29 protein-coding genes are annotated in these 24841 nt (G+C 65.7%); 20 read left to right on the top strand and 9 right to left on the bottom strand.

Annotated elements, in window-relative coordinates:
* Genes D4754_RS08280 through D4754_RS08250 form a run of 7 tightly spaced genes read left to right on the top strand, consistent with a single transcriptional unit; the run spans position 1 to position 6846 of the window.
* Positions 1-1509, top strand: a complete 1509-nt coding sequence (locus D4754_RS08280) for a sugar ABC transporter ATP-binding protein (RefSeq protein ID WP_121062547.1) — start codon at positions 1-3, stop codon at positions 1507-1509.
* The gene (locus D4754_RS08275) at positions 1509-2531 is read left to right on the top strand and encodes an ABC transporter permease (protein ID WP_121062546.1); all 1023 of its coding nucleotides are present in this window, start codon (positions 1509-1511) and stop codon (positions 2529-2531) included. Before D4754_RS08280 ends, D4754_RS08275 begins: the two co-directional genes overlap by 1 nt.
* Complete coding sequence (yjfF, locus tag D4754_RS08270) at positions 2528-3505, top strand: galactofuranose ABC transporter, permease protein YjfF (protein WP_121062545.1); 978 nt, start codon at positions 2528-2530, stop codon at positions 3503-3505. The genes D4754_RS08275 and yjfF overlap by 4 nt, the downstream gene beginning before the upstream one ends.
* Positions 3502-4404, top strand: coding sequence for a 2-dehydro-3-deoxygalactonokinase (locus tag D4754_RS08265; RefSeq protein ID WP_121062544.1), 903 nt, complete (start codon positions 3502-3504; stop codon positions 4402-4404). The genes yjfF and D4754_RS08265 overlap by 4 nt, the downstream gene beginning before the upstream one ends.
* Positions 4401-5006 carry a 2-dehydro-3-deoxy-6-phosphogalactonate aldolase gene (locus tag D4754_RS08260; protein ID WP_121062543.1) on the top strand — a complete coding sequence of 202 codons (606 nt, stop codon included), beginning with the start codon at positions 4401-4403 and terminating at the stop codon, positions 5004-5006. Before D4754_RS08265 ends, D4754_RS08260 begins: the two co-directional genes overlap by 4 nt.
* Complete coding sequence (locus D4754_RS08255) at positions 5003-5851, top strand: SMP-30/gluconolactonase/LRE family protein (protein ID WP_121062542.1); 849 nt, start codon at positions 5003-5005, stop codon at positions 5849-5851. The genes D4754_RS08260 and D4754_RS08255 overlap by 4 nt, the downstream gene beginning before the upstream one ends.
* On the top strand, positions 5848-6846 hold the full coding sequence (locus D4754_RS08250; RefSeq protein ID WP_121062541.1) for an aldose epimerase family protein: 999 nt from the start codon (positions 5848-5850) through the stop codon (positions 6844-6846). The genes D4754_RS08255 and D4754_RS08250 overlap by 4 nt, the downstream gene beginning before the upstream one ends.
* Positions 6847-6882: 36 nt before the next feature.
* On the opposite strand, the gene D4754_RS08245 is transcribed toward D4754_RS08250, so the two are convergent.
* Positions 6883-7650, bottom strand: coding sequence for a class II aldolase/adducin family protein (locus tag D4754_RS08245; protein ID WP_121062540.1), 768 nt, complete (start codon positions 7648-7650; stop codon positions 6883-6885).
* A gap of 99 nt (positions 7651-7749) precedes the next feature.
* Complete coding sequence (locus D4754_RS08240; RefSeq protein WP_121062539.1) at positions 7750-8139, bottom strand: acyl-CoA thioesterase; 390 nt, start codon at positions 8137-8139, stop codon at positions 7750-7752.
* A 267-nt stretch (positions 8140-8406) separates the two neighbouring features.
* On the opposite strand from D4754_RS08240, the gene D4754_RS08235 reads away from it, so the two are divergent.
* The 3 genes from D4754_RS08235 to D4754_RS08225 all read left to right on the top strand — a co-directional run bounded on the left by D4754_RS08235 (position 8407) and on the right by D4754_RS08225 (position 9723).
* Positions 8407-8598, top strand: coding sequence for a PLD nuclease N-terminal domain-containing protein (locus D4754_RS08235; protein ID WP_163025837.1), 192 nt, complete (start codon positions 8407-8409; stop codon positions 8596-8598).
* A gap of 193 nt (positions 8599-8791) precedes the next feature.
* Positions 8792-9193: a hypothetical protein gene (locus tag D4754_RS08230; RefSeq protein WP_121062538.1), complete on the top strand. Its 402-nt coding sequence runs from the start codon at positions 8792-8794 to the stop codon at positions 9191-9193.
* Positions 9194-9300: 107 nt separating this feature from the next.
* A complete protein-coding gene (locus D4754_RS08225) occupies positions 9301-9723 on the top strand; it encodes a hypothetical protein (RefSeq protein ID WP_121062537.1) in 423 nt (140 codons plus the stop codon).
* 132 nt (positions 9724-9855) lie between these two features.
* Here D4754_RS08225 and D4754_RS08220 read toward each other — a convergent pair whose 3' ends face one another.
* Positions 9856-10053 (bottom strand): CsbD family protein, encoded by a 198-nt coding sequence (locus D4754_RS08220; protein WP_121062536.1) that lies wholly within the window; start codon positions 10051-10053, stop codon positions 9856-9858.
* 339 nt (positions 10054-10392) lie between these two features.
* Here D4754_RS08220 and D4754_RS08215 point away from each other — a divergent pair, with 339 nt between their 5' ends.
* The 3 genes from D4754_RS08215 (at position 10393) to D4754_RS08205 (ending at position 11790) form a co-directional block, all read left to right on the top strand.
* Entirely contained in the window at positions 10393-10563 is a 171-nt protein-coding gene (locus D4754_RS08215) for a DUF1328 domain-containing protein (protein ID WP_121062535.1), read from the top strand.
* A 72-nt stretch (positions 10564-10635) separates the two neighbouring features.
* Positions 10636-11133 carry a Dps family protein gene (locus tag D4754_RS08210; protein WP_121062534.1) on the top strand — a complete coding sequence of 166 codons (498 nt, stop codon included), beginning with the start codon at positions 10636-10638 and terminating at the stop codon, positions 11131-11133.
* A gap of 192 nt (positions 11134-11325) precedes the next feature.
* On the top strand, positions 11326-11790 hold the full coding sequence (locus D4754_RS08205) for a cupin domain-containing protein (RefSeq protein WP_121062533.1): 465 nt from the start codon (positions 11326-11328) through the stop codon (positions 11788-11790).
* 154 nt (positions 11791-11944) lie between these two features.
* Here the strand turns inward: D4754_RS08205 and D4754_RS08200 are convergent, their stop codons facing one another.
* A complete protein-coding gene (locus D4754_RS08200) occupies positions 11945-12745 on the bottom strand; it encodes a response regulator (protein WP_121062708.1) in 801 nt (266 codons plus the stop codon).
* Between the two features lie 22 nt (positions 12746-12767).
* Between D4754_RS08200 and D4754_RS24355 the strand changes: the two genes are divergently transcribed.
* From D4754_RS24355 to D4754_RS08175, 5 genes are all read left to right on the top strand, one after another.
* Entirely contained in the window at positions 12768-13094 is a 327-nt protein-coding gene (locus D4754_RS24355) for a NepR family anti-sigma factor (RefSeq protein WP_240453804.1), read from the top strand.
* A complete protein-coding gene (locus tag D4754_RS08190) occupies positions 13091-13726 on the top strand; it encodes an RNA polymerase sigma factor (RefSeq protein WP_121062531.1) in 636 nt (211 codons plus the stop codon). Before D4754_RS24355 ends, D4754_RS08190 begins: the two co-directional genes overlap by 4 nt.
* Positions 13723-15603, top strand: a complete 1881-nt coding sequence (locus tag D4754_RS08185) for a sensor histidine kinase (protein WP_121062530.1) — start codon at positions 13723-13725, stop codon at positions 15601-15603. The genes D4754_RS08190 and D4754_RS08185 overlap by 4 nt, the downstream gene beginning before the upstream one ends.
* Positions 15604-15639: 36 nt before the next feature.
* Positions 15640-16761 (top strand): amidoligase family protein, encoded by a 1122-nt coding sequence (locus D4754_RS08180; protein WP_121062529.1) that lies wholly within the window; start codon positions 15640-15642, stop codon positions 16759-16761.
* Positions 16762-16829: 68 nt separating this feature from the next.
* Positions 16830-17558 (top strand): gamma-glutamyl-gamma-aminobutyrate hydrolase family protein, encoded by a 729-nt coding sequence (locus tag D4754_RS08175; RefSeq protein ID WP_121062707.1) that lies wholly within the window; start codon positions 16830-16832, stop codon positions 17556-17558.
* An 84-nt stretch (positions 17559-17642) separates the two neighbouring features.
* Here the strand turns inward: D4754_RS08175 and D4754_RS08170 are convergent, their stop codons facing one another.
* The 5 genes from D4754_RS08170 to D4754_RS08150 form a co-directional block, all read right to left on the bottom strand.
* Positions 17643-18899: an FAD-dependent oxidoreductase gene (locus D4754_RS08170; RefSeq protein WP_121062528.1), complete on the bottom strand. Its 1257-nt coding sequence runs from the start codon at positions 18897-18899 to the stop codon at positions 17643-17645.
* On the bottom strand, positions 18900-19724 hold the full coding sequence (locus D4754_RS08165) for an ABC transporter permease (RefSeq protein ID WP_121062527.1): 825 nt from the start codon (positions 19722-19724) through the stop codon (positions 18900-18902). It abuts the gene before it with no gap.
* Between the two features lie 120 nt (positions 19725-19844).
* Positions 19845-20609 carry an ABC transporter ATP-binding protein gene (locus tag D4754_RS08160; RefSeq protein WP_121062526.1) on the bottom strand — a complete coding sequence of 255 codons (765 nt, stop codon included), beginning with the start codon at positions 20607-20609 and terminating at the stop codon, positions 19845-19847.
* Between the two features lie 10 nt (positions 20610-20619).
* On the bottom strand, positions 20620-21651 hold the full coding sequence (locus tag D4754_RS08155; RefSeq protein ID WP_240453803.1) for an ABC transporter substrate-binding protein: 1032 nt from the start codon (positions 21649-21651) through the stop codon (positions 20620-20622).
* 189 nt (positions 21652-21840) lie between these two features.
* The gene (locus D4754_RS08150) at positions 21841-22617 is read right to left on the bottom strand and encodes a shikimate dehydrogenase family protein (RefSeq protein WP_121062525.1); all 777 of its coding nucleotides are present in this window, start codon (positions 22615-22617) and stop codon (positions 21841-21843) included.
* Positions 22618-22686: 69 nt separating this feature from the next.
* Here D4754_RS08150 and D4754_RS08145 point away from each other — a divergent pair, with 69 nt between their 5' ends.
* The gene (locus D4754_RS08145) at positions 22687-23601 is read left to right on the top strand and encodes a LysR family transcriptional regulator (RefSeq protein WP_121062524.1); all 915 of its coding nucleotides are present in this window, start codon (positions 22687-22689) and stop codon (positions 23599-23601) included.
* Positions 23602-23689: 88 nt separating this feature from the next.
* Complete coding sequence (locus tag D4754_RS08140; protein WP_121062523.1) at positions 23690-24841, top strand: chorismate-binding protein; 1152 nt, start codon at positions 23690-23692, stop codon at positions 24839-24841.

Raw genomic sequence — 24841 nt, 5'->3', positions numbered from 1 at the left:
ATGCTGCTGAGCATACGGTCACTGACCAAGAGGTTTCCGGGCACGCTCGCGCTCGACGATGTGCGTTTCGACCTGAAGGCGGGTGAGGTGCACGCGCTTCTGGGGGAAAACGGCGCCGGGAAGTCGACGCTGATCAAGTGCCTGACGGGCGCTTACCGCCCCGATGGCGGCGACATTACGCTGGACGGTGAAAAGATCTCGCCCCGCTCGACCTCCGAGGCGCAGGAGCTTGGGATCGGCACCGTCTACCAGGAGGTCAACCTCCTGCCCAACCTGACCGTGGCGCAGAACCTGTGCTTCGGGCGCGAACCGCGGCGGATGGGCATGATCCAGACCCGCGCGATGACCAGGCAGGCCGACGCGATGCTGGAGGCCTACGGGCTCGACATCGACGTGACGCGCGATCTGGGGCTGTACTCCGTGGCGATCCAGCAGATCGTGGCCATCGCCCGCGCCGTGGCGCTTTCGGGCAAGGTGCTGATCCTGGACGAACCCACCGCCAGCCTTGACGCCCGCGAGGTCGAGATGCTGTTCGAGGTCGTCCGGGGCCTGCGTGAAAAGGGCCTGGGCATCGTGTTCGTTTCGCATTTCCTGGACCAGGTGTTCGAGCTGTCCGACCGCGTGACCGTCCTGCGCAATGGCCGCCACGTGGTGACGGAAGACATCGCCGAGCTCGACCGCGTGAAGCTGATCGAACACATGCTGGGCCATGCGCTGGAAACCGAAGTGGACGATCACGCCACCCCCCATGACGACAGCGCGCCCAAGCGCCCCGAGATGCTGAAGTTCCGCCAGATGGGGCGGGCAGGGGTGGTACACCCCTTCGATCTGGACGTCCGGCAGGGGGAGGTCGTGGGGCTGGCCGGGCTTCTGGGATCCGGCCGGACGGAAAGCGCGGAATTCCTGTTCGGCCTGCGCTCTGGCGGGACGGCCACGGATACCGACGGCGACGTGCCGCTCGATACCCCGCGCAAGGCCATCGCCGCGGGTTTCGGCTTCGCGCCCGAGGATCGCAAGACCGACGGCATCGTGGCCGACCTGAGCGTGCGCGAGAACATCGCGCTGGCACTGCAGGCCGCGCGGGGCTGGGCCCGGCCCATCCCGCGGGCGGAACAGGCGCGGCTGGCAGACATGTATATCGAGCGGCTGGATATCCGCACCTCCGACGCGGAAAAGCGGGTGGGCGAATTGTCAGGTGGCAACCAGCAGAAGGTCGTTCTCGCCCGCTGGCTGGCGATGAACCCGCGGTTCCTGATCCTCGATGAACCGACGCGCGGCATTGACGTGGGCGCACATGCCGAGATCCTGCGGCTGATCCATGAACTGACGGCGGAAGGCATGGCGCTTCTGGTGATCTCGTCCGAGCTTGACGAGCTTATCGCCGTCTCCGACCGCGTGATCGTGGTGCGCGACCGGCGGCACGTGGCGGAACTGACCGGGTCGGACATCCGGACCGACACCATCGTGCATGCCATTGCGCATCGTGACGACATCGGGGAGGTCGCCTGATGCGACGTTCGCTGACCGCACTGGCCCCGCAACTGATCACGCTGGCCGCCCTTGTCGCGCTGGTGTCGGTGTTCTTTCCCGGCTTCGTCGAAATCCGCCTGATCGACGGCCGGATGGTCGGCCCGATCATCGACATCCTGAAACGTGGCGCGCCGGTGGCGCTTCTGGCCATCGGCATGACGCTGGTCATCGCCACGCGGGGGATCGACCTGTCGGTGGGCACCGTGATGGCGATCTGCGGGGCGGTCGCCGCGTGGTCCATCGACAAGGGGCTTGGCCTTGGCGGAGCGGTCGCGCTGGCCATCGCCGCCGGGCTGGTGGCAGGGCTTTGGAACGGGACGCTGGTGGCGATCATCGGCATCCAGCCCATCGTGGCCACGCTGATCCTGATGACCGCCGGGCGCGGCATCGCGCAGCTGATCACCGAAGGCCGCATCCTGACCTTCACCCATGACGGGTTTTCGTGGTTCGGCTCGGGCACCTTCCTGACGGTGCCGGTGCCCGCCGTGATCTGGGTCGTGACCGGCATCACCGTGGCGCTGCTGATGCGGCGCACGGCGCTTGGCCTGCTGGTCGAATCCATCGGCATCAACCGCCGCGCCTCGGCCCTTGCGGGCATCAACGCCACCGTGCTGCTGATCGCGGTCTACATGGCCTCGGGCCTGTGTGCCGCGCTGGCGGGGATCATCACCGCCGCCGACATTCGCGGCGCAGACGCGAACAATGCCGGGCTGTGGCTGGAGCTTGATGCGATCCTGGCCGTGGTGATCGGGGGGAACTCGCTTCTGGGCGGGCGCTTTTCCGTCGCCGCGTCGCTGCTGGGCGCGATGATCATCCAGACCATCGACACCGGCATCCTGCTGGCGGGCTTCCCGTCGGAATACAACCTTGTCATCAAGGCCGCGCTGGTGCTGGTGATCCTTGTCCTGCAAAGCCCACGCATGGCCGCCGAATGGACAACATGGCGCGCCGCGCGGCGCGAACCCAAGCCCGCGGGCCGCGTGCAGGAGGACGCACAATGACGAACCCCCGCCTGCTGCCGCTGTTCGCTACCATTGCGATCTTCCTTGTCGCCTGCGTGATCTGCTATATCCAGTTCCCGTTCATGGCCTCGACCCGGGTGCTGGGCAACCTTTTGACCGACAACGCCTACCTGGGCATCGTGGCCGTCGGAATGACCATCGTGATCCTGTCGGGCGGCATCGACCTGTCGGTCGGATCGGTCATCGCGTTCTCCGGCGTCTTCATCGCCGTCCTGCTGCGCGACACGAACCTGCATCCGATGATCGTCTTCGCGCTGCTGCTGATCGTCACCACGGCGTTCGGCGCCGCGATGGGCGGGCTGATCCACGTGCTGGCCATGCCCGCCTTCATCGTGACGCTCGCCGGCATGTTCCTGGCCCGCGGTGCGGCCTACATGCTGACCATCGATTCGGTGCCCATCGACGATCCGTTCTTCGAGATGTTGCAGAAGGCCTATTACCTGATGCCGGGCAAGGGGCGCCTGACCCTGATCGGGGTCGTCATGCTGATCACTGTCCTTGTCGGCATGATCGTGGCCCACCGCACCCGCTTTGGCGCCAGCGTCTTCGCCATCGGCGGCGGCGAACAGACAGCCAAGCTGATGGGCGTGAAGGTCGCGCAGACGACCGTCGGGATCTACGCGTTTTCGGGCTTCATGGCCGGTCTCTCGGGCATCGTGTTCTCGATCTACACCGGGTCCGGCTATCCGCTGGCGACCGTGGGCACCGAACTCACTGCCATCGCGGCGGTCGTGATCGGCGGCGCGATCCTGTCGGGCGGGGCGGGGTACGTCTTCGGGACGCTGATCGGCGTGCTGACGATGGGCCTGATCCAGACCTATATCGTCTTCGACGGCTCGCTCTCCAGCTGGTGGACGAAGATCGTGATCGGCGCGCTGCTGCTTCTGTTCATCGTGTTGCAGAAGGGGCTCCTGCGCCTGTCGGTCGCGCGGCTGTCGGGGGGCACGGCGTGACGGCCAGCTGGATCGGCTGCGACTGGGGGACGAGCAACCTGCGCCTCTGGGCGATGGATGCCGAAGGCCGGGTGCTGGAAGAACGCCAGTCCGAAAACGGCATGGGCCGCCTGCAACCCGGCGCGTTCGAGGCCGCGTTGCTGGAGCTTGCCAGCGAATTCCTGCCCGCGTCGGGCACGATGCCGGTCGTGATCTGCGGCATGGCCGGCGCCCGGCAAGGCTGGCGCGAGGCACCGTATCTGCCCGTTCCCTGCACCCCGGCCGCCCATGGCGCGGTGCATGTCCCAACCGCCGATCCCAGGCTTTCCGTCCACATCCTGCCCGGCCTGTCGCAGGCCGATCCGGCCGACGTGATGCGGGGCGAGGAGACCCAGATCGCGGGCGTCCTGCGTGAAGACCCCGGGTTCGACGGCGTCCTGTGCCTGCCCGGCACCCATGTGAAATGGGCGCGCGTCGCCGGTGGCCAGGTGCAGGGCTTCGCGACCTCTATGACGGGGGAGCTTTTCGCCCTGCTCGCCGACCAGTCCGTCCTGCGGCATTCGGTGGGCGCGGGCTGGAACGATGATGCGTTTGATGCGGCGGTGCACGATGCACTGGCCGATCCCGCCGGCTGGGTATCGCGCCTGTTCCCGCTGCGGGCCGAAGCGTTGCTGGGCGACCCCGCGCCGGGCGTGGCCCGGTCGCGCCTGTCGGGCGGCCTGATCGGGGCGGAACTGGCGGCGATGCGCGGGATCTGGCAGGATCGTCCCGTGGGCATCGTGGGGGCGGACGCGCTGTCCGATCTCTATGCCCGCGCCCTGCGACAGGAAGGAACCACCGTGACCCGCAACGACGCGCGCGAGATGACATTGTCCGGCCTTCGCACCGCCCATGCCGCCCTGAGCGAGGTCACGTCATGAGCCGCACCCTTATCGCCATCCTGCGGGGCGTCACCCCGGCGGATGTCCTGTCCATCGCCGATGGGCTGATCGCGGCCGGGATCACCTCGATCGAAGTGCCGCTGAATTCGCCGGACCCGTTCGAAAGCATCGGTCTGCTGGTCGACCGTTTCGGTGACAGCGCCCTGATCGGCGCGGGCACCGTTCTGGCGCCCGACCAGGTGGCGCGCCTGTCCGACATGGGCGCGCGGCTGGTCGTGTCGCCCGATTGCAACCCGGAGGTCATCGCCGCCTCGAAAGCCGCGGGCATGACATCCTGTCCCGGCGTGATGACGCCCACGGAATGCTTCACCGCGCTCCGCGCTGGCGCCGACGTGCTGAAATTCTTCCCCGGATCGCTGATCGGCCCGGACGGGCTGAAGGCGATCCGCGCCGTTCTGCCCGAAGGCACGCAAGCTTACGCCGTGGGCGGTGCCGGGCCGTCCAACTTCGCCGACTGGCACGCCGCGGGGGCCGACGGGTTCGGGATCGGCTCGGCGCTCTACCGCCCCGGCGACCCTGCGGACGAGGTCGCGAAACGCGCGAAATACCTCGTCGCTCGCTATGATGAGGTGTTCGGATGACAACCACCATGTACGATGACCGCCCCTGCCAGCTGGGCGAAGGCCCCCTGTGGCACCCCGAACGGCAGCAGTTCTTCTGGTTCGACATCACCGGCAAGCGCCTGCTGTCGCGGAAGGATGACGAGCAGCTTGACTGGCAGTTCAAGGAACAAAGCTCGGCCGCCGGGTGGATCGACAGCCAGACCCTGCTGATCGCCACGGAAACCGGGCTGCGCCGCTTCGACATCGAAAGCGGGGCGCACGAGCTTGTCGTGCCGCTCGAACCCGGGAACTCTGTCACCCGGTCCAATGACGGGCGGGCCGATCCGATGGGCGGGTTCTGGATCGGGACAATGGGCAAGAATGCCGAGGCCCAGGCGGGTGCCATCTACCGCTTTCATCGCGGCGCGGTGGAACGGCTGGTCTCGCAGGTCACGGTGCCGAACGCGATGTGCTTCAGCCCGGACGGACGGCTGGCCTACTATGCCGATACGGTGACGGAACAGATCATGGTCCAGCCGCTGGATGCCGAAGGCTGGCCCGAAGGCCCGGCCGAAGTGTTCGTGGATCTCCGCCAAGACGGCCTGAAACCCGACGGCGCCGTGGTGGACAGCGAAGGCGGCCTGTGGAACGCGCATTGGGGCGCGGGGCAGGTGGCCCGCTACCGGCCCGATGGCACCTTCGACCGCGCGATCAAGGTCCCCGGCAGCCAGTCCACGTGCCCGGCTTTCGGCGGCCCGGAGTTGGACATCATGTACATCACGACCGCCCGCCAGGGGCTGAGCGACCCGGACGCCGCCCAGGGCTTGACCTACAGCACGAACCCGGGCGTGATGGGACAGGCCGAACACAAGGTGATCGCATGAAGGGGATCGAAACCTTCGGCACCATGCCCGACGGGGAGCAGGTCGACCGCGTGACCATTTCCGGCGGCGGCCTGACGGGGTCGTTCCTGACCTTCGGCGCCACCTTGCAGGATCTTCGGATGGACGGCGTCGATCACCCGCTTGTCCTGGGCTCGCCCGAACTGGCGCCGTACCTTGGCCCGATGCGGTATTTCGGCGCCATCGTCGGCCGCTTCGCCAACCGGATCGGGCAGGCGCGGTTTTCCATCGACGGGCAGGTCTTCGAAACCGATCCGAACTTCCGCGGCCGCCATACGCTCCACGGCGGGCGTATCAGCGCCGGTGCCCGGATCTGGCGGATCGCCGATCTGACCGCCGACAGCGTGCGGTTCGAACTGGATCTTGCGGACGGAGAGATGGGCTTTCCCGGCAACATGACCGTGTCGGCGCTCTGCGCCTTGCCCGGTGACGGCGTGCTGGAATTCGACATCACCACCACCACGGATGCGCCCACGCCGTGCAGCTTCGCCCATCACGGGTACTTCAACCTCGACGGCGCGGGCGACATCCTTGGCCACCGGATGCAGATCGACGCCGCGCATCACCTGCCGGTCGATGACGACCTGATCCCGACCGGAGAGATCGCCCCGGTCGATGGCACCGCGTTCGATTTCCGCCAGCCGCGCCGCATCGCGCCGGGCGGCTATGACGACAACCTGTGCCTTGCCTCTGCCCGCCGCGACCTTACCCAAGTGGCCCGCGTGGACGGGGCAACAAGCGGCCTGTCGATGACGATCCAGACGACCGAGCCCGGCCTGCAAGTCTATGACGGCGCGCATCTCGACACCGGATCGGGGCTCGATGGCCGGGTCTACGGCAAGAATGCCGGGCTGGCGCTGGAAACCCAAGGATGGCCCGACGCGCCGAACCATCCCGAGTTCCCGAACGCGATCCTGCGACCGGGCGACAAGTACCGCAGCCAGACCCGCTACCGGTTCTTCCGCCACTTACCATAACGCTGATTACAGCATTCGGACGCGCAGCCCGGCGCTTCAGGAATAGGCGTCGGTGTCCTCGATCCGGATCTCGCGCAGCGAGGCCTCCCACGCGATCTGGGTCAGGCGCGAGGGTTCGGGCGTGTCCATCTGGTACTGGCTGGCGGTGTGCTTGCAGACCTCCTCCGGCGGCAGGATCAGTTCTGCCCCGCCGGTCATCGCGGCCAGCTGTGCCTGGCAGGCGCGTTCCAGGAAGTAGATGTGATCCCAGGCCTCGGGCACCGTGCGGCCGCCGACAAGCAGGCCGTGATTGCGCAGGATCATCGCCCGGTGCTGGCCCAGGTCGGCCACCAGCCGGTCGCGTTCGTCCAGTTCCAGCGCGATGCCTTCGTAATCGTGATAGGCCAGCCGCCCGTAGTATTTCAGCGCGTGCTGCGACAGCGGCAACAGCCCGTGCTTCTGCGCCGACACGGCGATGCCGGCGGCGGTATGGGTGTGCACCACGCACATCAGGTCCTCCCGCGCGGCGTGGATGGCCGAATGGATCACGAACCCGGCCGCGTTCACGTCACGAGTGTCCCCGTCGACCGGCTTGCCGTCGAGGTCGATCTTCACCAGGTCGCTCGCCCGCATTTCCGAGAACATGCGGCCATAGTTGTTGATCAGGAAGTGATGTTCCGGCCCCGGCACACGGACGGAAATGTGCGTGTAGATCAGGTCCGTCATCCGGTAATGCGCCACAAGGCGGTAAAGCCCCGCAAGCTGGCAGCGCAGGTCCCATTCGGCCTCGCTGACGCTGTCCTTCATGGTGAAATGCTTGTTCATGTCGTGCTCCTCCCCCGGACGTCCGGTCCGAAATTCCTCGGGGCCAGCGTACGCTTCCTGCGTCAATCCGCAAAGCGGGCCGTTGCGGCACGGGGCCCTTCAGGTGCCTTCGATGGGCCGCGGGCGCGCGTGTTCGTCGAGCGCGACAAAGGTAAAGGTCGCCTCGGTCACCTTCTGGCTGGCGCTGCCATAGCGCGTGCGGCGCCAGGCCTCGACGTGGATGTTCATCGAGGTTCGGCCCACATGCACAATGTCGGTATAGACCGACACCTCGTCCCCCACCTTGACCGGCAGCAGGAACGTTACCTTGTCGATGGCGATGGTGGCACAGCGTCCATGCGCGCGCATCGCGGCGGTTGTGCCGGCAGCCTTGTCCATTTCGGACATCAGCCAGCCGCCGAAGATATCCCCGGCCGGGTTGGTGTCGGCCGGCATGGCAACGACACGGATCGTGGGCGCGCAATCGGGCACCTGCGGTTCCTCGGGCATCTGGCGGTCTCCTCTTCCCAGACAGAACCACGCCACGGGGAGCCATGCGCGCGCAACCCCTTATGTCCGGAACTTCGCCGGAAGACGGGCCGGCAATTGCTGTTCGAATTGCATATCAAAGGCTGAAACAACCGGAAACACATTCCGAAACCCGGCCGGATTGTCCGAATTATCGCCGGGTCAGGACGTTTTATTGAAACGTTACCGGAACCTTTCTGGGCAGCGACGGTTAACAATCCAGAACAGAATTTGTGAAAGGGACAAAATATGTTGGAAGTGACGGGAATCGGCGGGCTTATCCTGCTTGCGCTCGACATCTGGGCGATCGTTTCGATCATCGGCTCGGGTGCCAGCACCGGGAAAAAGGTGCTTTGGTGCCTTCTGGTGATCATCCTGCCGCTGATCGGCTTCATCATCTGGCTGATCGCCGGCCCCCGCGGCAGCCGAGGCGTCGCCTGACAGGTTGATATCCTCTCCCTCCCCCCGGTCGCTTCCCCCGCGACCGGCCTCGGCGCTTCGTCCCGTCCAGCGTAGCGCCCCGCCCCGTCCTCTATTCAGAGGCGGGGCTTTTTTCTGGGAAGTCGTGCACGGATTAACCGCATGCCAATCTGATGATGGCACACCCTGTCCTGCAACCTGACCGGAGCGTTTCATGATCAAAGCCGTGCCTGCCCTTGCCATAGCCCTGCTGCTTGCCGTTGCCGCGCCAACCCGTGCGGATACCCTTGTGGCACAATACCTGTCGCTGCTGGGGCCGCCGGATGCCTACAATACCAGTGGCCAACCGCTGGACGACCTGTGCGCAATGGTGCAGCAGGACCGCGCGAACTGGCACAAGCTGGGCCGGCGCGAAGAACACGACAGCGGCGATCCGTTCTTCAACACCACTGAACGGCGCGCCATGATCGCGGGGAAATGCATCTACGACGCGGATTTCTTCGCCAACGCGGCAAACCGCATCCGCAACGGCTCGCGCACCTTCCCCATCTATGTCGAGGTCTTCGCCAGGAAAGGCCGCGTTTCCCATGTCATCGTGACCGAAGGGGCCGGCTAGACCCACGCGGGATTTGCGTCGGATCGCGGCGTTCTGTACGGATTAGGCATCTCTGACCCTGCGCGGACAGGGACAACCGATGATCGCCTTTTCTGTGGAGCGGAGCCATGGCCAGACTGCAAGCGGTTCGACATCTTGCTTCTGTTCTGGTCTGCGCGATCGCCCTGCTTCCGTCGCCCGGCCGTGCGCAGGAGCAGCTGCTGGCACAGTACCGCGCGGATCTGGGCACGGACGATTACTACACTTCCGACGGCGTCCGGCACGACACGCTCGCCGCGCTTCTGGCGCAGGACCGCGAGAACTATCACATCCACGGGGTTCAGCACGGCCATGACAGCCACGATCCGATCTTTGCCAGCGCGGACATGCGCCGGCAGATCAACCTGGCGACGGTCGACGTCTCCTCGTACCATGCGCCCTATGCCAGCAACCTTCTGACCTGTCAGAGCGGGTGCGGCACGTTCCTGTTCGTCAAGGTGTTCGGGACCGGGGACACGATCACGCGTATCAACATCGACGTTCCCGAATAAAGGCCGGGGCCCCTGCGGAGCCCGTTGGCAGGGCCCGAAAGCTCCAAGCCTCGCACACCGCAGAATGCGCCTCCAAACACAAAAAAGCCCTCCCCAAGGGGGAGGGCCTCTTTATCCGACGCATCGCCTGTATCAGGCGGATTCAAGCCACTTGTCGACTTCCTGGTGCGCCTCTTCCTTGGTCTTGCCGTATTTCTTCTGGATCAGGCCTTCCAGCTGTTCGCGGTCGCCCTTGACCTGCTGCACTTCGTCGTCCGTGAGCTTGCCGAAGGCGCTGCGCACGCGGCCTTGGTATTCAGTCCAGTTACCTTGCACGATGTCCCAGTTCATGACGGGCCTCCTTTTCATTTCAGGTTCGCAAGGACAACGCCCGGAACCGGCGCGGGTTCCACATTGTCTTGGCCTGACGAAAGAAAGTTTTGGCACAGGGCGCAAAAATCCCGATCGCCAAGGGAACCCCGGCCGGGCTGGGAAGTTGATGTATCAGGTGGGAGATTACCTGCCTGGCGGGGCGCCGTGCCGTCTAGCACCTGTCCCTGGTTCTGCGCTCCGCCTCTCCCTCCCCCCGACACCAGATCCAGCACGGCCCGCCGGAACTTTGTGTTCATCAAGGCGTTACCTTTCCAATCGGCCCACGAGGCCGCATCGGAACCATAAAAGGAAACCGCCATGTTGGGTTGGGCCCTCACATTTCTCATTATCGCACTCGTCGCCGCCGTTTTCGGCTTCGGCGGTATTGCCAGCGCATCCGCCGGGATCGCGCAGATCCTGTTTGTGCTGTTCCTCATCCTGTTCGTCGTCACCCTCGTGGTTCGCGCCATTCGAGGCCGCGGCGTATGACGCTGGTTTCAAGGGTGCCGGTAACCGGCGGCCTTGATGCCAACCCCTGAAGGAACAAGAAGGAGACATGACATGACCGACGCACTAAACGTCGTCCCGCACGATATCGACACGCATTCCGGCGTGAAGAACAGCGAAACCATTGCCAACGCGCTGAGCGACGTTCTGGCCGACACCTACGCGCTGACGCTGAAGACCCATATCTGCCACTGGAACGTGGAAGGGCCGCTGTTCTACGCGGTCCATAACCTGACCGAAGAGCAGTACGAGGACATGTTCCAGGCCGCCGACGAGCTGGCCGAACGCATCCGCGCGCTGGGGCTGCTGACGCCGATGAAGATGAGCGCCATTCTGGGCGAAACCGTCGTCGAGGAACTGGGCGACCGTCCCAGCGCCGGCGACATGTGCAACGCTCTGGCCGCCGACCATACCCGTCTGGCGCACCGCCTGCGCGCTGTGATCGAGATTTCGGAAGGCAACAACGACGCCGTGACCGCCGACATGGCCACGGCCCGCGCCGCCTTCCACGAGAAATCGGCCTGGATGCTGCACGCGCTTTCGGCGTCTTGATACCGGCTTGATGGTACGTCCGCTATCGTCCGGGAACGCCCGGCATGGCGGACGTTCCTTTCGCCTTCGTCCAATAGCAATACCTGGTAAAGCGGCGGCACACGTTCCGCCAAGCAACCGGGTGCTGCCGCGGTGAAAGCCTCAGGACACGGGGTAACACTGATCGTCTCAGACAATCGAGGTTTGCCACACATGTCTTCGGAAAAATGCACCACCCTCAATCCAGGTTCCGTGGCCGTCGATACACCGCGGGACGGCGAAATAGTGCACGTTCTGCCGGGGGTTCATGCAAAGCTTGTCCACGACAATGCGTTGGACGGACCGCTCGTCGTCTATCTCAGGCTGACGCCGGGCACGTACCTTCCGGGCAATACAGTTACAGACGATGTCCATTTTCTGACAACCAAGGGCGGATGGAGATGGCGCGCTGCAGATGGGACAGCGCAATCGTCGGGCCAGTTCGCCTTTGTACCTGCGGGCCAGATGCAGGAGATCGAGACGGACAGCGGCGCCGAAATGTTCATGACCATCGTCCGCAGGCACAAGATCGAACCCGCCCTGCTTGCGAAAGTAACGCTTTTCCCGAACAGGGGCTGGGTCGCACGCTTGCTCGAAGTGCTGCAAGATCAAAAGCGCAACTCGGCCGCCCGTCCTTGATCCTGATCTCGGCGACCGGCGGCCAACGCATTTGACGATACCATGGGATCAACTCCAGCTCCCGCGGTCGTCAAGTCGCGAGGTTGCAGGCCCCGAAAGGGCCTCCAAAAGTTTGTCAGGGCGTGAGGGCCGCTTTAAGGTCGCGGCCCTGCGATCAGTTGTTCAGCGTTTCCGTCGACGCGAAGAACATTGCCTGGCTGACGGCCGAGATTACCTGATCGGAATCGTATGGTTTGGCGATCAGGAACGTGGGCTCGGGCCGTTCGCCGGTCAGCAGGCGTTCGGGGAAGGCGGTGATGAAGATCACCGGAACCTCGGGCATTTCCTGCAATAGGTCGTTGACCGCGTCGATCCCGCTGGAATTGTCGGCCAGCTGAATGTCGGCCAGGATCAGGTCGGGCTTTTCCGCCTTGCCAAGCGACACGGCGGCAGAGCGCGTACGGGCGATGCCGGTGACGGAATGTCCCATCATCGCGCAGATACCTTCAAGGTCCATGGCGATGATCGCCTCGTCCTCGATGATCATGACACGGCCCTGCATGCCTTCGTGCATCTCGGACCGCGCGGTGCCCACCAGGGTCGCCGCCTCGTCGATGTTGATCTTCATGATGGCCGCCACGTCCTCGATCGAGAACCCTTCGACCGTGTTCAGAAGCAGCGCCTCGCGGCTGCCCGAGGTCAGCGACGACAAGCGTTCCAGCGCCTTGGCGCGGGTTGCGGGGCCGGCGTCGGGCTCGGCCTGCAATTCGCCGCTGCCGGTCCAGATCGCGTGAAACACCGAAAACAGGGCGGCCTTGCCACCCATGGTCGCGGCATCGAAGCAGGACGGTTCGGCCAGAATGGCCTCGAGCGTGGCGGCAGCATAGGCATCACCGCTCGACTGGGCGCCCGTCAGCGCCCGCGCATGACGGCGCAAATAGGGCAGATGGGGCGCAATGAGATCCGAAAGCGTCATCTTGTTGCCGGGTGCGGCGTCGGTGGAGGTCGTCAAAATTATTCTCCCAGAACATCGTTTTTCACGGAACAAACTCGCGACAGCGGCGTTTGTTCCCCACACGCCGGATAATTTCTACGATCGTCAGACCGCCGAAAGCGAAAAGGGCCGAAGGGACCACATGCCACATAAAAGGGAAAAACGAACTGCAGCCGTGCAGATCGACGAAAGCTTGCGCCGCGTCTTCGAGGAAGACGCAGAAGAGGAGCTGCCGCCGCGGCTCCTGAACCTCCTGAACCAGCTCGACCAGATCGATGCGCCCGAAGTCATGCCCGCGCCGCAACGCAGCGACGGGGAGACCGCTCAATGACAACCGTCCACCCTGCCGGCGACCGCCCGAGCGACGGACATCCGACCGAACCCAAACCGAAACGGACAGACCCGGCGGAATTGGCCCAGGTCAAGGAAGAGCTTGTTTCACACATGAAGGTCCTGCGGGCCTTCGCGCTCAGCCTCACGCGGAACTCGGCCCAGGCCGATGATCTGGTGCAGGATACGGTCCTGAAGGCATGGTCGGCGCTGGACCGGTTCGAAACCGGCACCAATATGCGTGCGTGGCTGTTTACCATCCTGCGCAACACCTACTATTCCGACCGCCGCAAGGCGGGCCGCATGGTGGAGGATGCCGAAGGCGCGCTGGTGGGACGGCTGTCGGAAAAACCGGCCCATGACGGACGGTTGCAGATGACGGACCTGCGCACGGCGCTGGCCAAGCTTCCCGTCGAACAGCGCGAGGTTCTGACCTTGATCGGCGTGCTGCAATACTCCTACGAAGAAGCCGCCGATGTCTGCGGCGTGAAGGTCGGCACGATCAAGAGCCGACTGGCCCGGGGCCGTCTGGCTCTGGCCGAACGGATGGGGCTCGAGCCCGATGAAACGCTCGACATGACCGACGCCGCGACGCGCTCTGTCGTGAACGGGAACGGGAGCGGCCTCGCGTGAATTCGACTGAAGCGGGATCGGGTCATGCCAGTGTATCGGGCAGCCCGGTCATCGATGTGCAGGGCCGGTCATGGCGGCGGTCGCTATCCTTCCGGCTGGGGATCGTTCTGACCCTGGCGCTGCTGCCGCTGGGGCTGATTGCCGTGGCGCAAACGCTGCGGCTTCAGAGCGAACTTGACGAAATCGCCTATCGCGACCGCATGATCCGGCTGAAGGAATTCGCCAGCACCGAAGGTGACGATCTGGATACCGCGCGCGCGGCGGCCAGCACGCTGGCCTCGGTCCTGCCCGAGGTCGATTCCGATGCCGAAGCCTGTGCTGCGCTGATGTCCCGCTTCGTGACCGGATCGCGCGGGCGGTTCTCCTATGCCGGCTTCGTGCCGGTCGACGAGGCGCAGACCGCCCTGGAATCCTCTGCCGGGATCGGCCCGCAACCGCCATCGCCCTGCGCGTCGGACAACCGCGCCGCACCCGATGCCGCCACCGCCGGCCGGGGCATCCTGACGATCCGCCGCATTCCGGGTGCGCCCGAAACCAACACTCCGCCCCAGGTCGTGGTCTCGCTGCCGGTCTGGGCGCTGACCGACAACGGCGCGCAATCACGCCTGACGGGCGCCGTGACCGTGATCCTGAAACGCGACGAAGACGACAGCGTCGCACCGGGTGCCGATGAAAGCGCCGCGGGGCCGGTGCATCTGTTCGTGGTCAATGCCGTCGGAGGGGTGATCAATCCCGGCGTATCGCGCCGTACCGACGACGAGCCCGAAACCGTCCCCCTGCCGCCGCAGGAGGTTCGCGCCGCCCTGATCGCCGAATTCGAAAGCCAGAGCGGCCTGATCGGCACCCGCTCCATCCGCATCGCCGAGACCGGAAACCAGGTGCTGGCCGGTGTCCCGATCCTGTCGGGCGCGGCTTTCGCCATGGCTGTCTGGCCGCGGCGCGACACCACTGTCGTGCGGGCCGCCGCCATATCCGCCGCACTCTTCCCGCTGCTGATGTGGGTCCTGTCGCTGGGCCTTGTCTACTGGGCGGTGCACCGCCAGCTTGTCCGCCCCGTTTCCATCCTGGGCGCGCAGATGCGGCGGTTCGGGCGCACCCGCGAATTGCCGAAGCCCGCGCCCGAAGGCACCCTTCCCCACGAGCTTGAAGCGATCGAGGCCGAGTTCATGGCCGTGGCCGAAACCCTGATCCGCGACGAAGCCGGGCTGATGGACGCGCTCCATGACAAGGACGTGTTGCTGAAGGAGGTCCACCACCGGGTGAAGAACAACCTTCAGTTGATCTCGTCGATCATCAACCTTCAGATCCGCCGCACCGACGACATGGAGATCTCGAACGCACTGGCCAGCGTCAACCGGCGGGTTTCGGGCATGTCGACCGTCCACCAGCGCCTGTACCAGGCGGCCGAGCTGGGCCGCGTGCGTGCCGACGAATTGCTGCGCGACGTGATCGGCCCGCTGATCCAGCTGTCGCCGGGCGGACAGTCGAAACGGCCTCAGGTGACGATGGAACTGGCCCCGGTGATCCTGTACCCGGACCAGGCCCTGCCCTTCGCGCTTCTGACCGTCGAAGCCGTGACCAACGCGTTGAAATACCTTGGCCCCGACAGCTCGGACAATCGCTGGCTGACCGTGTCCCTGACCACGACGGGGCAGGAAGACGGCGACAGCATCCGCCTGTCGGTCAAGAACTCGATCGATCCCGACCCCGACTCGCGCGAGACGAACCAGGTCGACACGCTGTCCAGCGGTCTCGGCACGCAGCTGATCACCGCCTTCGCGCGACAGCTCGACAGCGACGCCGTGGTCGAGATCGAGGACGAGACGTATTCGGTATCGGCAGATTTCCCCGTTCAGGCTTTCGATCCCGACCGATAGAACGGAACCATTTCCGCGCCGGGGCGTTCACGTTACATGAGCATGACCGAGTTCGCCCCGACGCACAGCGCCCTTCACGGCCCTGTCCATGGCCCCGCCCCCACCGGACCTGCCCGTGTGCTCGAACGCGCCACGGTGGCCCGCAAACCACACCCCTCCATCGCCAACAGTCTGGCCTACCCGCCGCTGCCCGAAAACCCCGCCGAACCCCGCCCGCGCCGCGTGGGGATCGAGGTGGAGTTCGGCTCCCTGTCTCCGGAGAAGGCCGCGCGCTGTGCCGCCGCTGCGTTGCATGGCGTGGCCGAACGGATGGGCCCGGCCGAATGGAAGGTCGTGGGCTCCGACTGCGGCGATCTCGATATCTATCTCGACAGCAAGTACCGGCCCCAGTCGGAAGGCATGTTCTCGGATGCGGTCGTGTCGCTGGGCCGGTCGGTGATCCCGGTCGAAATCGTGACCGAACCGGTCAGCCAGAACGCATTGCCGCTGATGGAAACACTGCTGTCCGCGCTGACGGCCCGTGGCGCAAAGGGATCGGGCGAGGGGCTGGCCTGGGGCTTCGGGCTGCACCTGAACGCCGAACTGGCCGACCCGGACGATGGCACCGACATGCCGCGTATCGCGATGGCCTATGCCCTGCTCGAACCGTGGTTGCGCACCCGCGATCCGCTGGATTTCAGCCGCCGCCTGCTGCCCTTCACGCAGCGCTTCCCGGAAACCTATGTCGATGATCTGGTCGCGCACGGCCCCGACATGGGGATCGATACCTTCGCCCGGATCACCGGCACGCATATCGCCTCGCGCAATCACGGACTCGACCTGCTGCCAGCGCTGGCCTCGGTCCGGCCCGAGATCTTCGCCGAGTACTACAGCGATCACAGCTCGGTCCGCGCGCGTCCGGCCTACCACTACCGCCTGCCCGACAGTCGCCTGGGTACTCAGGGTTGGAGCCTGGCCTACGAATGGCGCCGCTGGGTGCTGGTGGAACGGGTCGCCCGTTCGCCTCACCTGCTGACCACGCTCGGCGAGGTGTGGCAGGAATACATGGGCGTCGATGCCGACCGCGAGGACGCCGCGATCTACCATGCCGAAGTCACCCGCCTTCTGGGCGCACAGGCGATGCTCGCCCCCGCGGGTGGCGCCAGCTGCGTGGCATGAGCTGGGGCACGACCGAAGCCCTGGCCCGCGGCATTCCCTTCGATGCGCTGGACCGTGCCCGCAAACGCATGGCACGGATCGGCGTGTCGGCCGACGCGCCCCGGATCGCCGTGACAACGTCGCAGCGATCCGGTTGGCGCATCTTTCCGCTGGTGGCCTTCAACCTGTGGCTTACCGGCGGACGCGCCGTCCGGTGGCAGGTGGGCAAGCCATCGGATCTCGGGTCCGTCGATGCGCTGATCATTGGCGGCGGAGACGACATTTCCCCGGCGCTTTACGATGGCGAATGGATCGTCGAGGCCAGACTGGACCCCGACCGCGACGCGATGGAACGCCGTCTGGCCGAAGCAGCTCTTGACCGGGGCATCCCCGTGCTGGGCATCTGCCGCGGCGCGCAGATGCTGAACGTCGCCGCCGGGGGCACGTTGCACGGAGACGCCTTCGCCGCCCATCCCCGCTCCCGCCGCTACTACACCGTCCTGCCCCGCCGCCGCGTGCAGCTGGAACCCGGCTCGCGCCTCGCCCGCGTGGCGGGTGGCGGTGAGGCCGCGGAACGCTTGAAGGTCAATGCGTTGCACAGCCAGGCCGTGGACCGTTTGGGCGAAGGATTCCACGTCGCCGCCCGCGACGAGGGCGGCATGATCCAGGCGATCGAAAGCCCCGGCCCGGGCTTCGCCCTGGGCGTCCAGTGGCACCCGGAACATCTGTTCCTTGTCAAGGCCCAGCGACGCATCTTCGCCGCCCTGACGGCGGCGGCGCGGGCATCGGTTTCGGCTTCAGAACGCGCCCGGGCCTGAGCGTCGGGCCAATGGTGCGTGCGAAGCACACACCCTACGCCAGCCGCATCCGTAGGGTGCGTGGTACCCACGCACCGCCCCGGTTCACACCAGCGCGCCAACCCCGATCAATGCACCTTGCAGCGCCTCAACCTCCGGCGCGGTCCCTGCCCCCGACGTGAGCGCCGCGGCCACGCCTGCCGCCTCGCCCGTGCCGAATGCCGTGCCCATCACACGGATGGACCCGTAGGCGTGGGGATCGGCCCCGATCACCCGACCGCCGTAATACAGGTTCTCCAGCCCCTCGGCCCGGATCGCGTCGAAAGGTACGTGGAAGAACCCCTCTCCGCCCACGAATTCATAGATCGGCTTGCCGGCCTCGGTGTGCAGCTCGATCGGCCACGCCGCCCGCGCCACGCCCTGATCCGACTGGCGGCCTGACAGCACATCGTCATGGGTCACGTCATAGCGCGCCGCCGGATGCCGCGTTTCGCGGATACCCAGCTGCGGGCCGGTCTGGGCCAGCCACGCGCCTTCGAACCCTTCGACCGTGTCGCGCAGCACCTCGACCAGAGTATGCGCCATCTCGCGGCCCGTCTGTTCGGCTTTCGTGAAGGACGCCGAGGTTAGGTCCGGCATCGCCCGGTCGATCACCAGCCACCAGAAATCGTTCGTCCCCGTCACCTTGGTGTAGATCCCGGCATCGTGCCGGTCGATCTTGTGTTCCGAGCGGTGGTTGAACTCGGCAATCGCCGCCTGCATCTTCTGCCGATCGATGCGCAGCCCGGCGGGCAGGCCCCCGATCCGGATCGGCACGGTCGAGGCCTGAAGCCGCCCTTCGCCGTCGCCCACCTGCATCGCCTGTCCCGCCACCAGCGACAGGTTCGCGTCTCCCGTTGCATCCACATAGGCCCCGGCCTGCGCCTGGAACGCGCCGTCCATCCCGGCCAGCGTGACTTCGGAAATCCGGTCGCCGTCGCGCACCGCGCCTGAAATCCGCGTGTGCAGCATCACGTCGATCCCGCGATCCGCCAGCACCCGGTCCAGCCCCAGCTTCAGCCGTTCGGGATCCAGCAACACGATCCAGTTGCCCGTGGTGGGCGACCGGTACGCTGTCCGGTCCACGCCCATCCCGTCGAGCGTGGCCAGCACTTCCTCGCCCGCGCCGCGGATCACCTGCACCGGATCCTCGCCCCGCTGGAAGAACCCGCAATAGGCCAGCACCTGCGCATTGGTGGCCGCGCCGCCCAGAAACCCGTACTTTTCAACAAGGCACACCCTGGCGCCCGCCTTGGCGGCACCCAAAGCGGCGCCTACGCCGGCAGCTCCACCACCGGCGACAATCACGTCATAGTCGGTCATTCAGCTTCTCCAGCTCAGCAGATATTTCTCGGCGCGGCTGATCAGGAAGTTCACGATCAACCCAAGGATCGACAGCATCACCACACCCGCGATCAGCTGGTCGGTGGCCATCAGGTTACCGGCCAGCAGCACGTAGGCGCCGATGCCGTATTCGGCGCCGATCATCTCGGCCGCGACGAGAAGAATGATCGAGATCGAGGCCGAAATCCGCATCCCCGACAGGATCGACGGAAGCGTCGCCGGCAGCACGATCTTGCGGATAATGTGCCAGCGGGACAGGCCGAAACTCTGCCCCATGCGGATCAGCGTGCGGTCCACGCCGTCGATGCCGGAATAGGTGGCAATGACGGTGGGGAAGAAAGATCCGAACAGGATCGTGGCCACCTTGGAACCTTCGCCGATCCCGAACCAGATGATGAACAGCGGCAAAAGCGCGATCTTGGGGATCGGGAAGATCGCCGACACCAGCGGCGAGATGCCGGCCCGCGCCAGCGAGTTCAGCCCGATCAGCGTGCCCACGGTCAGCCCCAGCAGCGTGCCGCAGGTAAAGCCCAGCACCAGCCGTTGCAGCGACGCCGCAAGGTGAAGCTGCAGATCGCCCGACCGGGCGAGATCCATGAAGGCTTCCAGCGCCTCGGACGGGGCCGGCAGCACCAGCGAGGAAATGAACCCGGACCGAGAGCCCCATTCCCAGAAGGCGAACAGCACGATGAAGACGCCCAGCCCCACGAACTTCCGGTCGATGGTCTTGAAGCCACCGCCGCGGAAGGGCACCGGGCGCACGTCGCTGTCAGTCGAGGCACTGTCGATGTCGGTCACACTCATATCCTGTCCTTCCGGTCATCAATGGCCGCGCGCATGGCGGGCGAGGTGGCCGCGCAGCAGACACCGACGGGGTGGGTGGGCGGGCCCGTCAGGCGCGCGGCCCTGCCCTGCCCCATGAATTCAGGTCGTTAGTTCGCGGTCGGCATCCAGCGCTTCTTCGCGCATCATGTCCCACAGATCCTGCTGCAGCTTCGCGATCCGCGGGTCGGTCATGTCGCGATCTTCCAGCGGCATGTCGATCTCAACGATCTCGCGGACCTTGCCCGGCCGGCGCGACAGCACCACCACGCGGTGGCCCAGCCGCACGGCCTCGTTCAGGTTGTGCGTGATGTAGCAGGCCGCGAACCGTTCGCGTTCCCACAGGCCGATCAGGTCGGCCATCAGCAATTCCCGCGTCTGGCTGTCCAGCGCCGACAGCGGTTCGTCCATCAAGAGCACTGCCGGATCGACGGCCAGCGCCCGCGCGATCGCGACCCGCTGCTTCATGCCGCCCGACAGCTGCTTCGGGATCGCGGATTCGAAATCCGAAAGCCGCGTCCGTTCCAGCACGTCCTTGATCCGCGTGTCGATATCGGTCTTCGACAGCCCGTGCCCTTCGAGCACGAGCGAGATGTTCCCGTGCACGCTGCGCCAGGGCAGCAGCGCGAAATCCTGGAACACGTAGGTCAGCGGGTTCAGCGATCCTTCGGGCGGTTTGCCCACTTCAAGGATCTGCCCGCGTGTCGGTTTCTCCAGCCCGCCCAACATCCGCAGAAGCGTGGACTTGCCGCAGCCCGAGGGGCCGATCACGCAGACGATCTCCCCCTCGCCGATGGTGAAGTTGATGTCGCTCAGGACCGGGAGCGGTCCGTAGTCGTGCGAAACGTTCTCGATCCTGAGCTGCATCGTCTTCCCGTCAGTAGCTTTGCACGAAGGACGTATCGACAAGCTGGTCGACCGTCAGGTCGCTGTCGACAAGGCCCTCTTCGGTGAACCACTGCATCTGCTCGGCGATGTCGGTCTTGTTGACCGCGGCACCGTCGTTCAGGAACATCGCGCCCGCCTGGATCGAAGGCGCGGCCTTCTCGTAGGGGCGATCCGCGTAGACGTACTTGTGGATCATCTTGGTGATCTCTTCCTTCTCGGCCGGGTCGGCATCGTCAGAGAGCATCACGCGGTTCATGTCCGCGATCCCCTTGCCGTAGGCCCGCAGGAAGCGTTCCACCATGTCGCGGTTTTCCTCGATGTTCTCGACCGAGGTGATGATGGTCGAGATCTGGTATTCCGCGGATTCGTTCAACCAGCCCAGTTCCTTGGCGGCCCCGGCTTCCACCAGCGCTTTGGCGATGTGCGGCACCATGATCATCACGTCGACCTGGCCCGATTTCAGGGCCGCCACCATCGATCCCACTTTCTGCAACGGCACAAGGCGGATGTCGTCCATGTTCCAGCCTTTGTCCTCGGCGATCAGGTGGGTCATGTAATGGAAGGTGGAGCCCACCTGCGTCATCGCCACCGAATGGCCCGGGATGTCGTCGACCGATGTCAGGCCTGCATCATAGGCCTTGTTCGAGGCAAGGATCATCATCCCGTCATAGCCGGCCTTTTCATGCAGCACGCCGCCCACGATCCGGATCGCGTCCTTTTCGGCAAGGTTCATCAGGCCGCCGGTGACACCGGTCACACCGAAATCGACGTCGCCCGATGCGGTCGCCACGGCGATGGGCTGGGCCGACTGGAAGAATTCCAGGTCCACGTCCAGCCCTTCTTCGGCGAAGTAGCCCTTTTCCAGCGCCACGAAGCCGGCCCCATGGCTGGTGAAGCGCAGCGCGCCCAGCGTGACCTTGTCTTGCGCGAAGACCGGCACGGCCGTCAGCGTCGCCACGGCGGCCAGCGCCATGCCTTTGGCGCCGGCCATCAGGCCGCGGCGCGAAATTGCGTTGAACATCGTTCTTTCCTCCCGATTGTTCCCCGTCCGGGCGCCGCCCGGTCCGGGTGGTACTCTCTCCCTTCGCATCGCGCGGTGCGACCGTCAAACGGCTCAGGCGCGGTGCGTAATCTCGGAGCCGAACCCTACCCCATTTGCCGGCGGCGTACACGTCGGAAACTCGGTGCTGTCATAGCTTCAGGCTATGTCTCACGCTCCGGTGATGCCGAACCGTTCCAGCGCCATGGCGACCTGCGCGCGCGCCATGGCGGCGCCGGTCTGGATCTCGTGTCCCAGCGCCTGTGCGCGGGCCAGGAACGGTGTCACCGGCGGTTTCGTCACCACGTCGGCCACCAGCGCGCCGGGCGTCAGGTCGTCCAGCGGATCGACCATCGACACGCCATCCAGGCCGATGGAAGTCGCGTTCACCACCAGATCGGTGGCGGCGATATCCCCCGGCGCGCCCGACCGGCACGGGCCGCCAAGCCGCGCGCGGATGGTATCGACCTTCGCGTCGTCCGTATCGATCAGCGCCAGGTCCTTGATCCCGCCCTCGGCCAGCGCCCACGCGATCGAGGCCCCGGCCCCGCCGCACCCGAAGATCACCGCCCGCCGTTCCGCCACGACAAAGCCCTTGCTCTCAAGCGCTGTCACGAATCCCGGCCCGTCTATGTTGTCGCCGATCAGCACGCCGTCATCGCCGCGCAGGACGATATTGACCGCCCCGCACAGTTCGGCGGCGTCCGTCACCCGGTCCACCATGCCAACCAGCGGCAGCTTGTGCGGCGCCGTCGCCACGAAGCCGCGGCAGTTCTTCATGTCGCGCACGGATTCGACGAACCGGGCCAGCCCCACGGGTGGCAGATGCACCGGAACCATCACCGCATCGCTGTTGGCCAGACGGGTGTTGACCACCCCGGGCATCACCGTCTGCGCCACAGGATCCCCGATCATGAACGCGAACACACCGGCTGACGTTAACCCCATGCGGGCAACTCCTTTTGTCTGGCTCCGCCCCGCCCTATAGTGTGGAACCGTCTCAAAAGCGACACCCGCATGCTTTCCCTGCGCCAGCTAGAAGTCTTTCGCGAAGTCGTCCGCCGCGGCTCGATCTCGGCCGCCGCGCATTCGTTAAGCATCGCCCAGCCGTCGGTATCCAACACCGTGCGGCGGCTGGAGGACGTGCTGGGCGTGAAGCTGTTCATCCGCACGGCCAGCGGCTTGCGCCCCACGGTGATCGGGCAGCAGGTGTTCGACGCGTCGAACCCGACGCTCGCCGCGCTGGAGCATCTGTCCGAGACGGTGATGGAGGTGGTGAAGGGCGGCCATGTCACCTTCCGCCTTGGCGCCACGCAATCCGTTGCCAATGCGCTGGGGCCGCGGGTGCTGGCGCGTTTCGCGGCCAAGCGGCCCACGACGCGGCTCCGTCTCGACACCATCTCACTAAAGCAGGTGCGGGATTACCTGCTGGTGGGCGAAGGCGATTGCGCGATGACCATCGTGCCGATGGAGGACGCCGCCTTCATCTCGCGCCGGCTGTCGTCGGTTGCGATGACCTGCGTCGTGCCGATAGATCATCCGTTGGCCCGGAACAACGACATCACAACGTCGGATCTGGCGGGCGAGCCACTGGTGTATCTCCACCCCCGCTCTCCCCACCTGGGCAACCTGACGGCGATGTTCGCCGCCGCCAGGGTCCAGCCGCAGATCGCCATCGAGACCCGGTTCGCCAACACCGCGCCGCAACTTATCCGCGAGGGTTTCGGCATCGCGCCGATAGACGAGCTGACCGCCCGCGGCATTCACGACCCCGGGCTGAAGGTCCTGCCGATCCGCGGCTCCCCGCGGCAACCGCTTCTGTTCCAGTGTCGCGCGGACAAGATAGGCGAGGCCGACATCGACCTGTTCTACCAATGCATGTGCGCGGCGCTGGAAGACTTCGGTTTGCCCGACGAATCCGAAGCATTATAGCGTCAGGCTATTCCACCTGACCCGGTTTTACCTACCGTCTGGCCTGCCTTCGGCCCAAAGTCCGGCCAAATTCCGGGAAGGACACGCCATGATCACAGGGACCCAACGCCAGACGATAGCCCTGGCGGCAGACCGCGGCCTGCCCTTCGCGCTGTGGCGCGGGCATGGCGACACCGGGTTCTCGGCGCTGGTCTCGCTGACGGGCAGCGAAGTGGCGCCCGTCTTCGGCACAACCAGACCGAGTTTCGCGATCTGCCCCTTCCATGCCGAAAGCGGCGCCCGCGCGCACATGATCCCGGCCGACATTCTGATCCTTGACGAGGTGCAGTGCTTCACCGGCACCGGATGGTCCAGCACCCCGGTGACGGACGATCAGCGCGCGTTCCTGTCGGCGGAGGCACCGTCCCGTGCCCAAATCGCGGCGACAGGTCCGGCACCGGCCTGCACCGATGAAGCCAGCTACCAGACGATCATCTCCCGTGCGGTTGCAGCGATCCGATCCGGCGTGGCGCGCAAGATCGTCGTCTCCCGGGCCGAGACGCGCAGCCTTGGCCCCGATCACGATCTGATCGACATGGCCGAAGAGCTGGCCGATCTCTACCCCACCGCCTGCATCGCGCTGTTCCACGCGCCGGAAACCGGCTGCTGGCTGGTCGCCACGCCCGAGGTGCTGTTGTCAGCCGACACCCGGAAGCTGGAAACGATGGCGCTGGCGGGGACACAGTGGCCCGACCCCGGAACCGATCCGCAGACCGTCACCTGGTCCGACAAGATCGTCGAGGAACAGGGCCTTGTCGCCGAATACATCCGCACCGCCTTTGCCGAGGCCGGGATCGCCGACGTGTCGGAAACCGATCCCGCCACGGTCGAGGCCGGGCACCTGATGCACCTTCGCAGCGATTTCGAAGCGCCGCTGGCCGGGAACGCGGCGGAATCGCTGGGCCAGCTGCTGGACCGGCTGCACCCCACCTCGGCCGTCTGCGGCATGCCGAAAACGGCCGCGCTGGACTTTCTGGCCCGCGAAGAAGGCTATGACCGGACCTGCTATGCCGGCTATTTCGGCCCCGTGGCGCTGGACGGGCTGACGAAGCTTTACGTCAACCTGCGCTCGGCCCGTGTGTCGGGATCCGAGATATACCTGCATATCGGCGGCGGGATCGTGGGCGATTCCGATCCGGCAACGGAATGGCAGGAAACTGTCGAGAAAGCCCGCATCATCGGGCGCGCCATCCCGGGCTGA

The organism is Chachezhania antarctica, from assembly GCF_003646465.1.
GTDB lineage: Bacteria > Pseudomonadota > Alphaproteobacteria > Rhodobacterales > Rhodobacteraceae > Chachezhania > Chachezhania antarctica.
The sequence above is the reverse complement of the archived record's forward strand: the minus strand, read 5'-3'. Positions and strand labels throughout refer to the sequence as shown.

What these genes read in the sequence shown, in the direction of transcription:
- D4754_RS08260 (WP_121062543.1), top strand. Translation starts at nt 4,401, where the DNA reads ATGAGCCGCACCCTTATCGCCATCCTGCGGGGCGTCACCCCGGCGGAT.
- D4754_RS08165 (WP_121062527.1), bottom strand. Translation starts at nt 19,724, where the DNA reads ATGAGTGTGACCGACATCGACAGTGCCTCGACTGACAGCGACGTGCGC.
- D4754_RS08170 (WP_121062528.1), bottom strand. Translation starts at nt 18,899, where the DNA reads ATGACCGACTATGACGTGATTGTCGCCGGTGGTGGAGCTGCCGGCGTA.
- D4754_RS08220 (WP_121062536.1), bottom strand. Translation starts at nt 10,053, where the DNA reads ATGAACTGGGACATCGTGCAAGGTAACTGGACTGAATACCAAGGCCGC.
- D4754_RS08150 (WP_121062525.1), bottom strand. Translation starts at nt 22,617, where the DNA reads ATGGGGTTAACGTCAGCCGGTGTGTTCGCGTTCATGATCGGGGATCCT.
- D4754_RS08200 (WP_121062708.1), bottom strand. Translation starts at nt 12,745, where the DNA reads ATGACGCTTTCGGATCTCATTGCGCCCCATCTGCCCTATTTGCGCCGT.
- yjfF (WP_121062545.1), top strand. Translation starts at nt 2,528, where the DNA reads ATGACGAACCCCCGCCTGCTGCCGCTGTTCGCTACCATTGCGATCTTC.
- D4754_RS08205 (WP_121062533.1), top strand. Translation starts at nt 11,326, where the DNA reads ATGTCTTCGGAAAAATGCACCACCCTCAATCCAGGTTCCGTGGCCGTC.
- D4754_RS08190 (WP_121062531.1), top strand. Translation starts at nt 13,091, where the DNA reads ATGACAACCGTCCACCCTGCCGGCGACCGCCCGAGCGACGGACATCCG.
- D4754_RS08280 (WP_121062547.1), top strand. Translation starts at nt 1, where the DNA reads ATGCTGCTGAGCATACGGTCACTGACCAAGAGGTTTCCGGGCACGCTC.
- D4754_RS08245 (WP_121062540.1), bottom strand. Translation starts at nt 7,650, where the DNA reads ATGAACAAGCATTTCACCATGAAGGACAGCGTCAGCGAGGCCGAATGG.
- D4754_RS08155 (WP_240453803.1), bottom strand. Translation starts at nt 21,651, where the DNA reads ATGTTCAACGCAATTTCGCGCCGCGGCCTGATGGCCGGCGCCAAAGGC.
- D4754_RS08275 (WP_121062546.1), top strand. Translation starts at nt 1,509, where the DNA reads ATGCGACGTTCGCTGACCGCACTGGCCCCGCAACTGATCACGCTGGCC.
- D4754_RS08145 (WP_121062524.1), top strand. Translation starts at nt 22,687, where the DNA reads ATGCTTTCCCTGCGCCAGCTAGAAGTCTTTCGCGAAGTCGTCCGCCGC.
- D4754_RS08210 (WP_121062534.1), top strand. Translation starts at nt 10,636, where the DNA reads ATGACCGACGCACTAAACGTCGTCCCGCACGATATCGACACGCATTCC.
- D4754_RS08230 (WP_121062538.1), top strand. Translation starts at nt 8,792, where the DNA reads ATGATCAAAGCCGTGCCTGCCCTTGCCATAGCCCTGCTGCTTGCCGTT.
- D4754_RS08180 (WP_121062529.1), top strand. Translation starts at nt 15,640, where the DNA reads ATGAGCATGACCGAGTTCGCCCCGACGCACAGCGCCCTTCACGGCCCT.
- D4754_RS08160 (WP_121062526.1), bottom strand. Translation starts at nt 20,609, where the DNA reads ATGCAGCTCAGGATCGAGAACGTTTCGCACGACTACGGACCGCTCCCG.
- D4754_RS08250 (WP_121062541.1), top strand. Translation starts at nt 5,848, where the DNA reads ATGAAGGGGATCGAAACCTTCGGCACCATGCCCGACGGGGAGCAGGTC.
- D4754_RS08235 (WP_163025837.1), top strand. Translation starts at nt 8,407, where the DNA reads ATGTTGGAAGTGACGGGAATCGGCGGGCTTATCCTGCTTGCGCTCGAC.
- D4754_RS08140 (WP_121062523.1), top strand. Translation starts at nt 23,690, where the DNA reads ATGATCACAGGGACCCAACGCCAGACGATAGCCCTGGCGGCAGACCGC.
- D4754_RS08225 (WP_121062537.1), top strand. Translation starts at nt 9,301, where the DNA reads ATGGCCAGACTGCAAGCGGTTCGACATCTTGCTTCTGTTCTGGTCTGC.
- D4754_RS08240 (WP_121062539.1), bottom strand. Translation starts at nt 8,139, where the DNA reads ATGCCCGAGGAACCGCAGGTGCCCGATTGCGCGCCCACGATCCGTGTC.
- D4754_RS08215 (WP_121062535.1), top strand. Translation starts at nt 10,393, where the DNA reads ATGTTGGGTTGGGCCCTCACATTTCTCATTATCGCACTCGTCGCCGCC.
- D4754_RS08175 (WP_121062707.1), top strand. Translation starts at nt 16,830, where the DNA reads ATGGCACGGATCGGCGTGTCGGCCGACGCGCCCCGGATCGCCGTGACA.
- D4754_RS08255 (WP_121062542.1), top strand. Translation starts at nt 5,003, where the DNA reads ATGACAACCACCATGTACGATGACCGCCCCTGCCAGCTGGGCGAAGGC.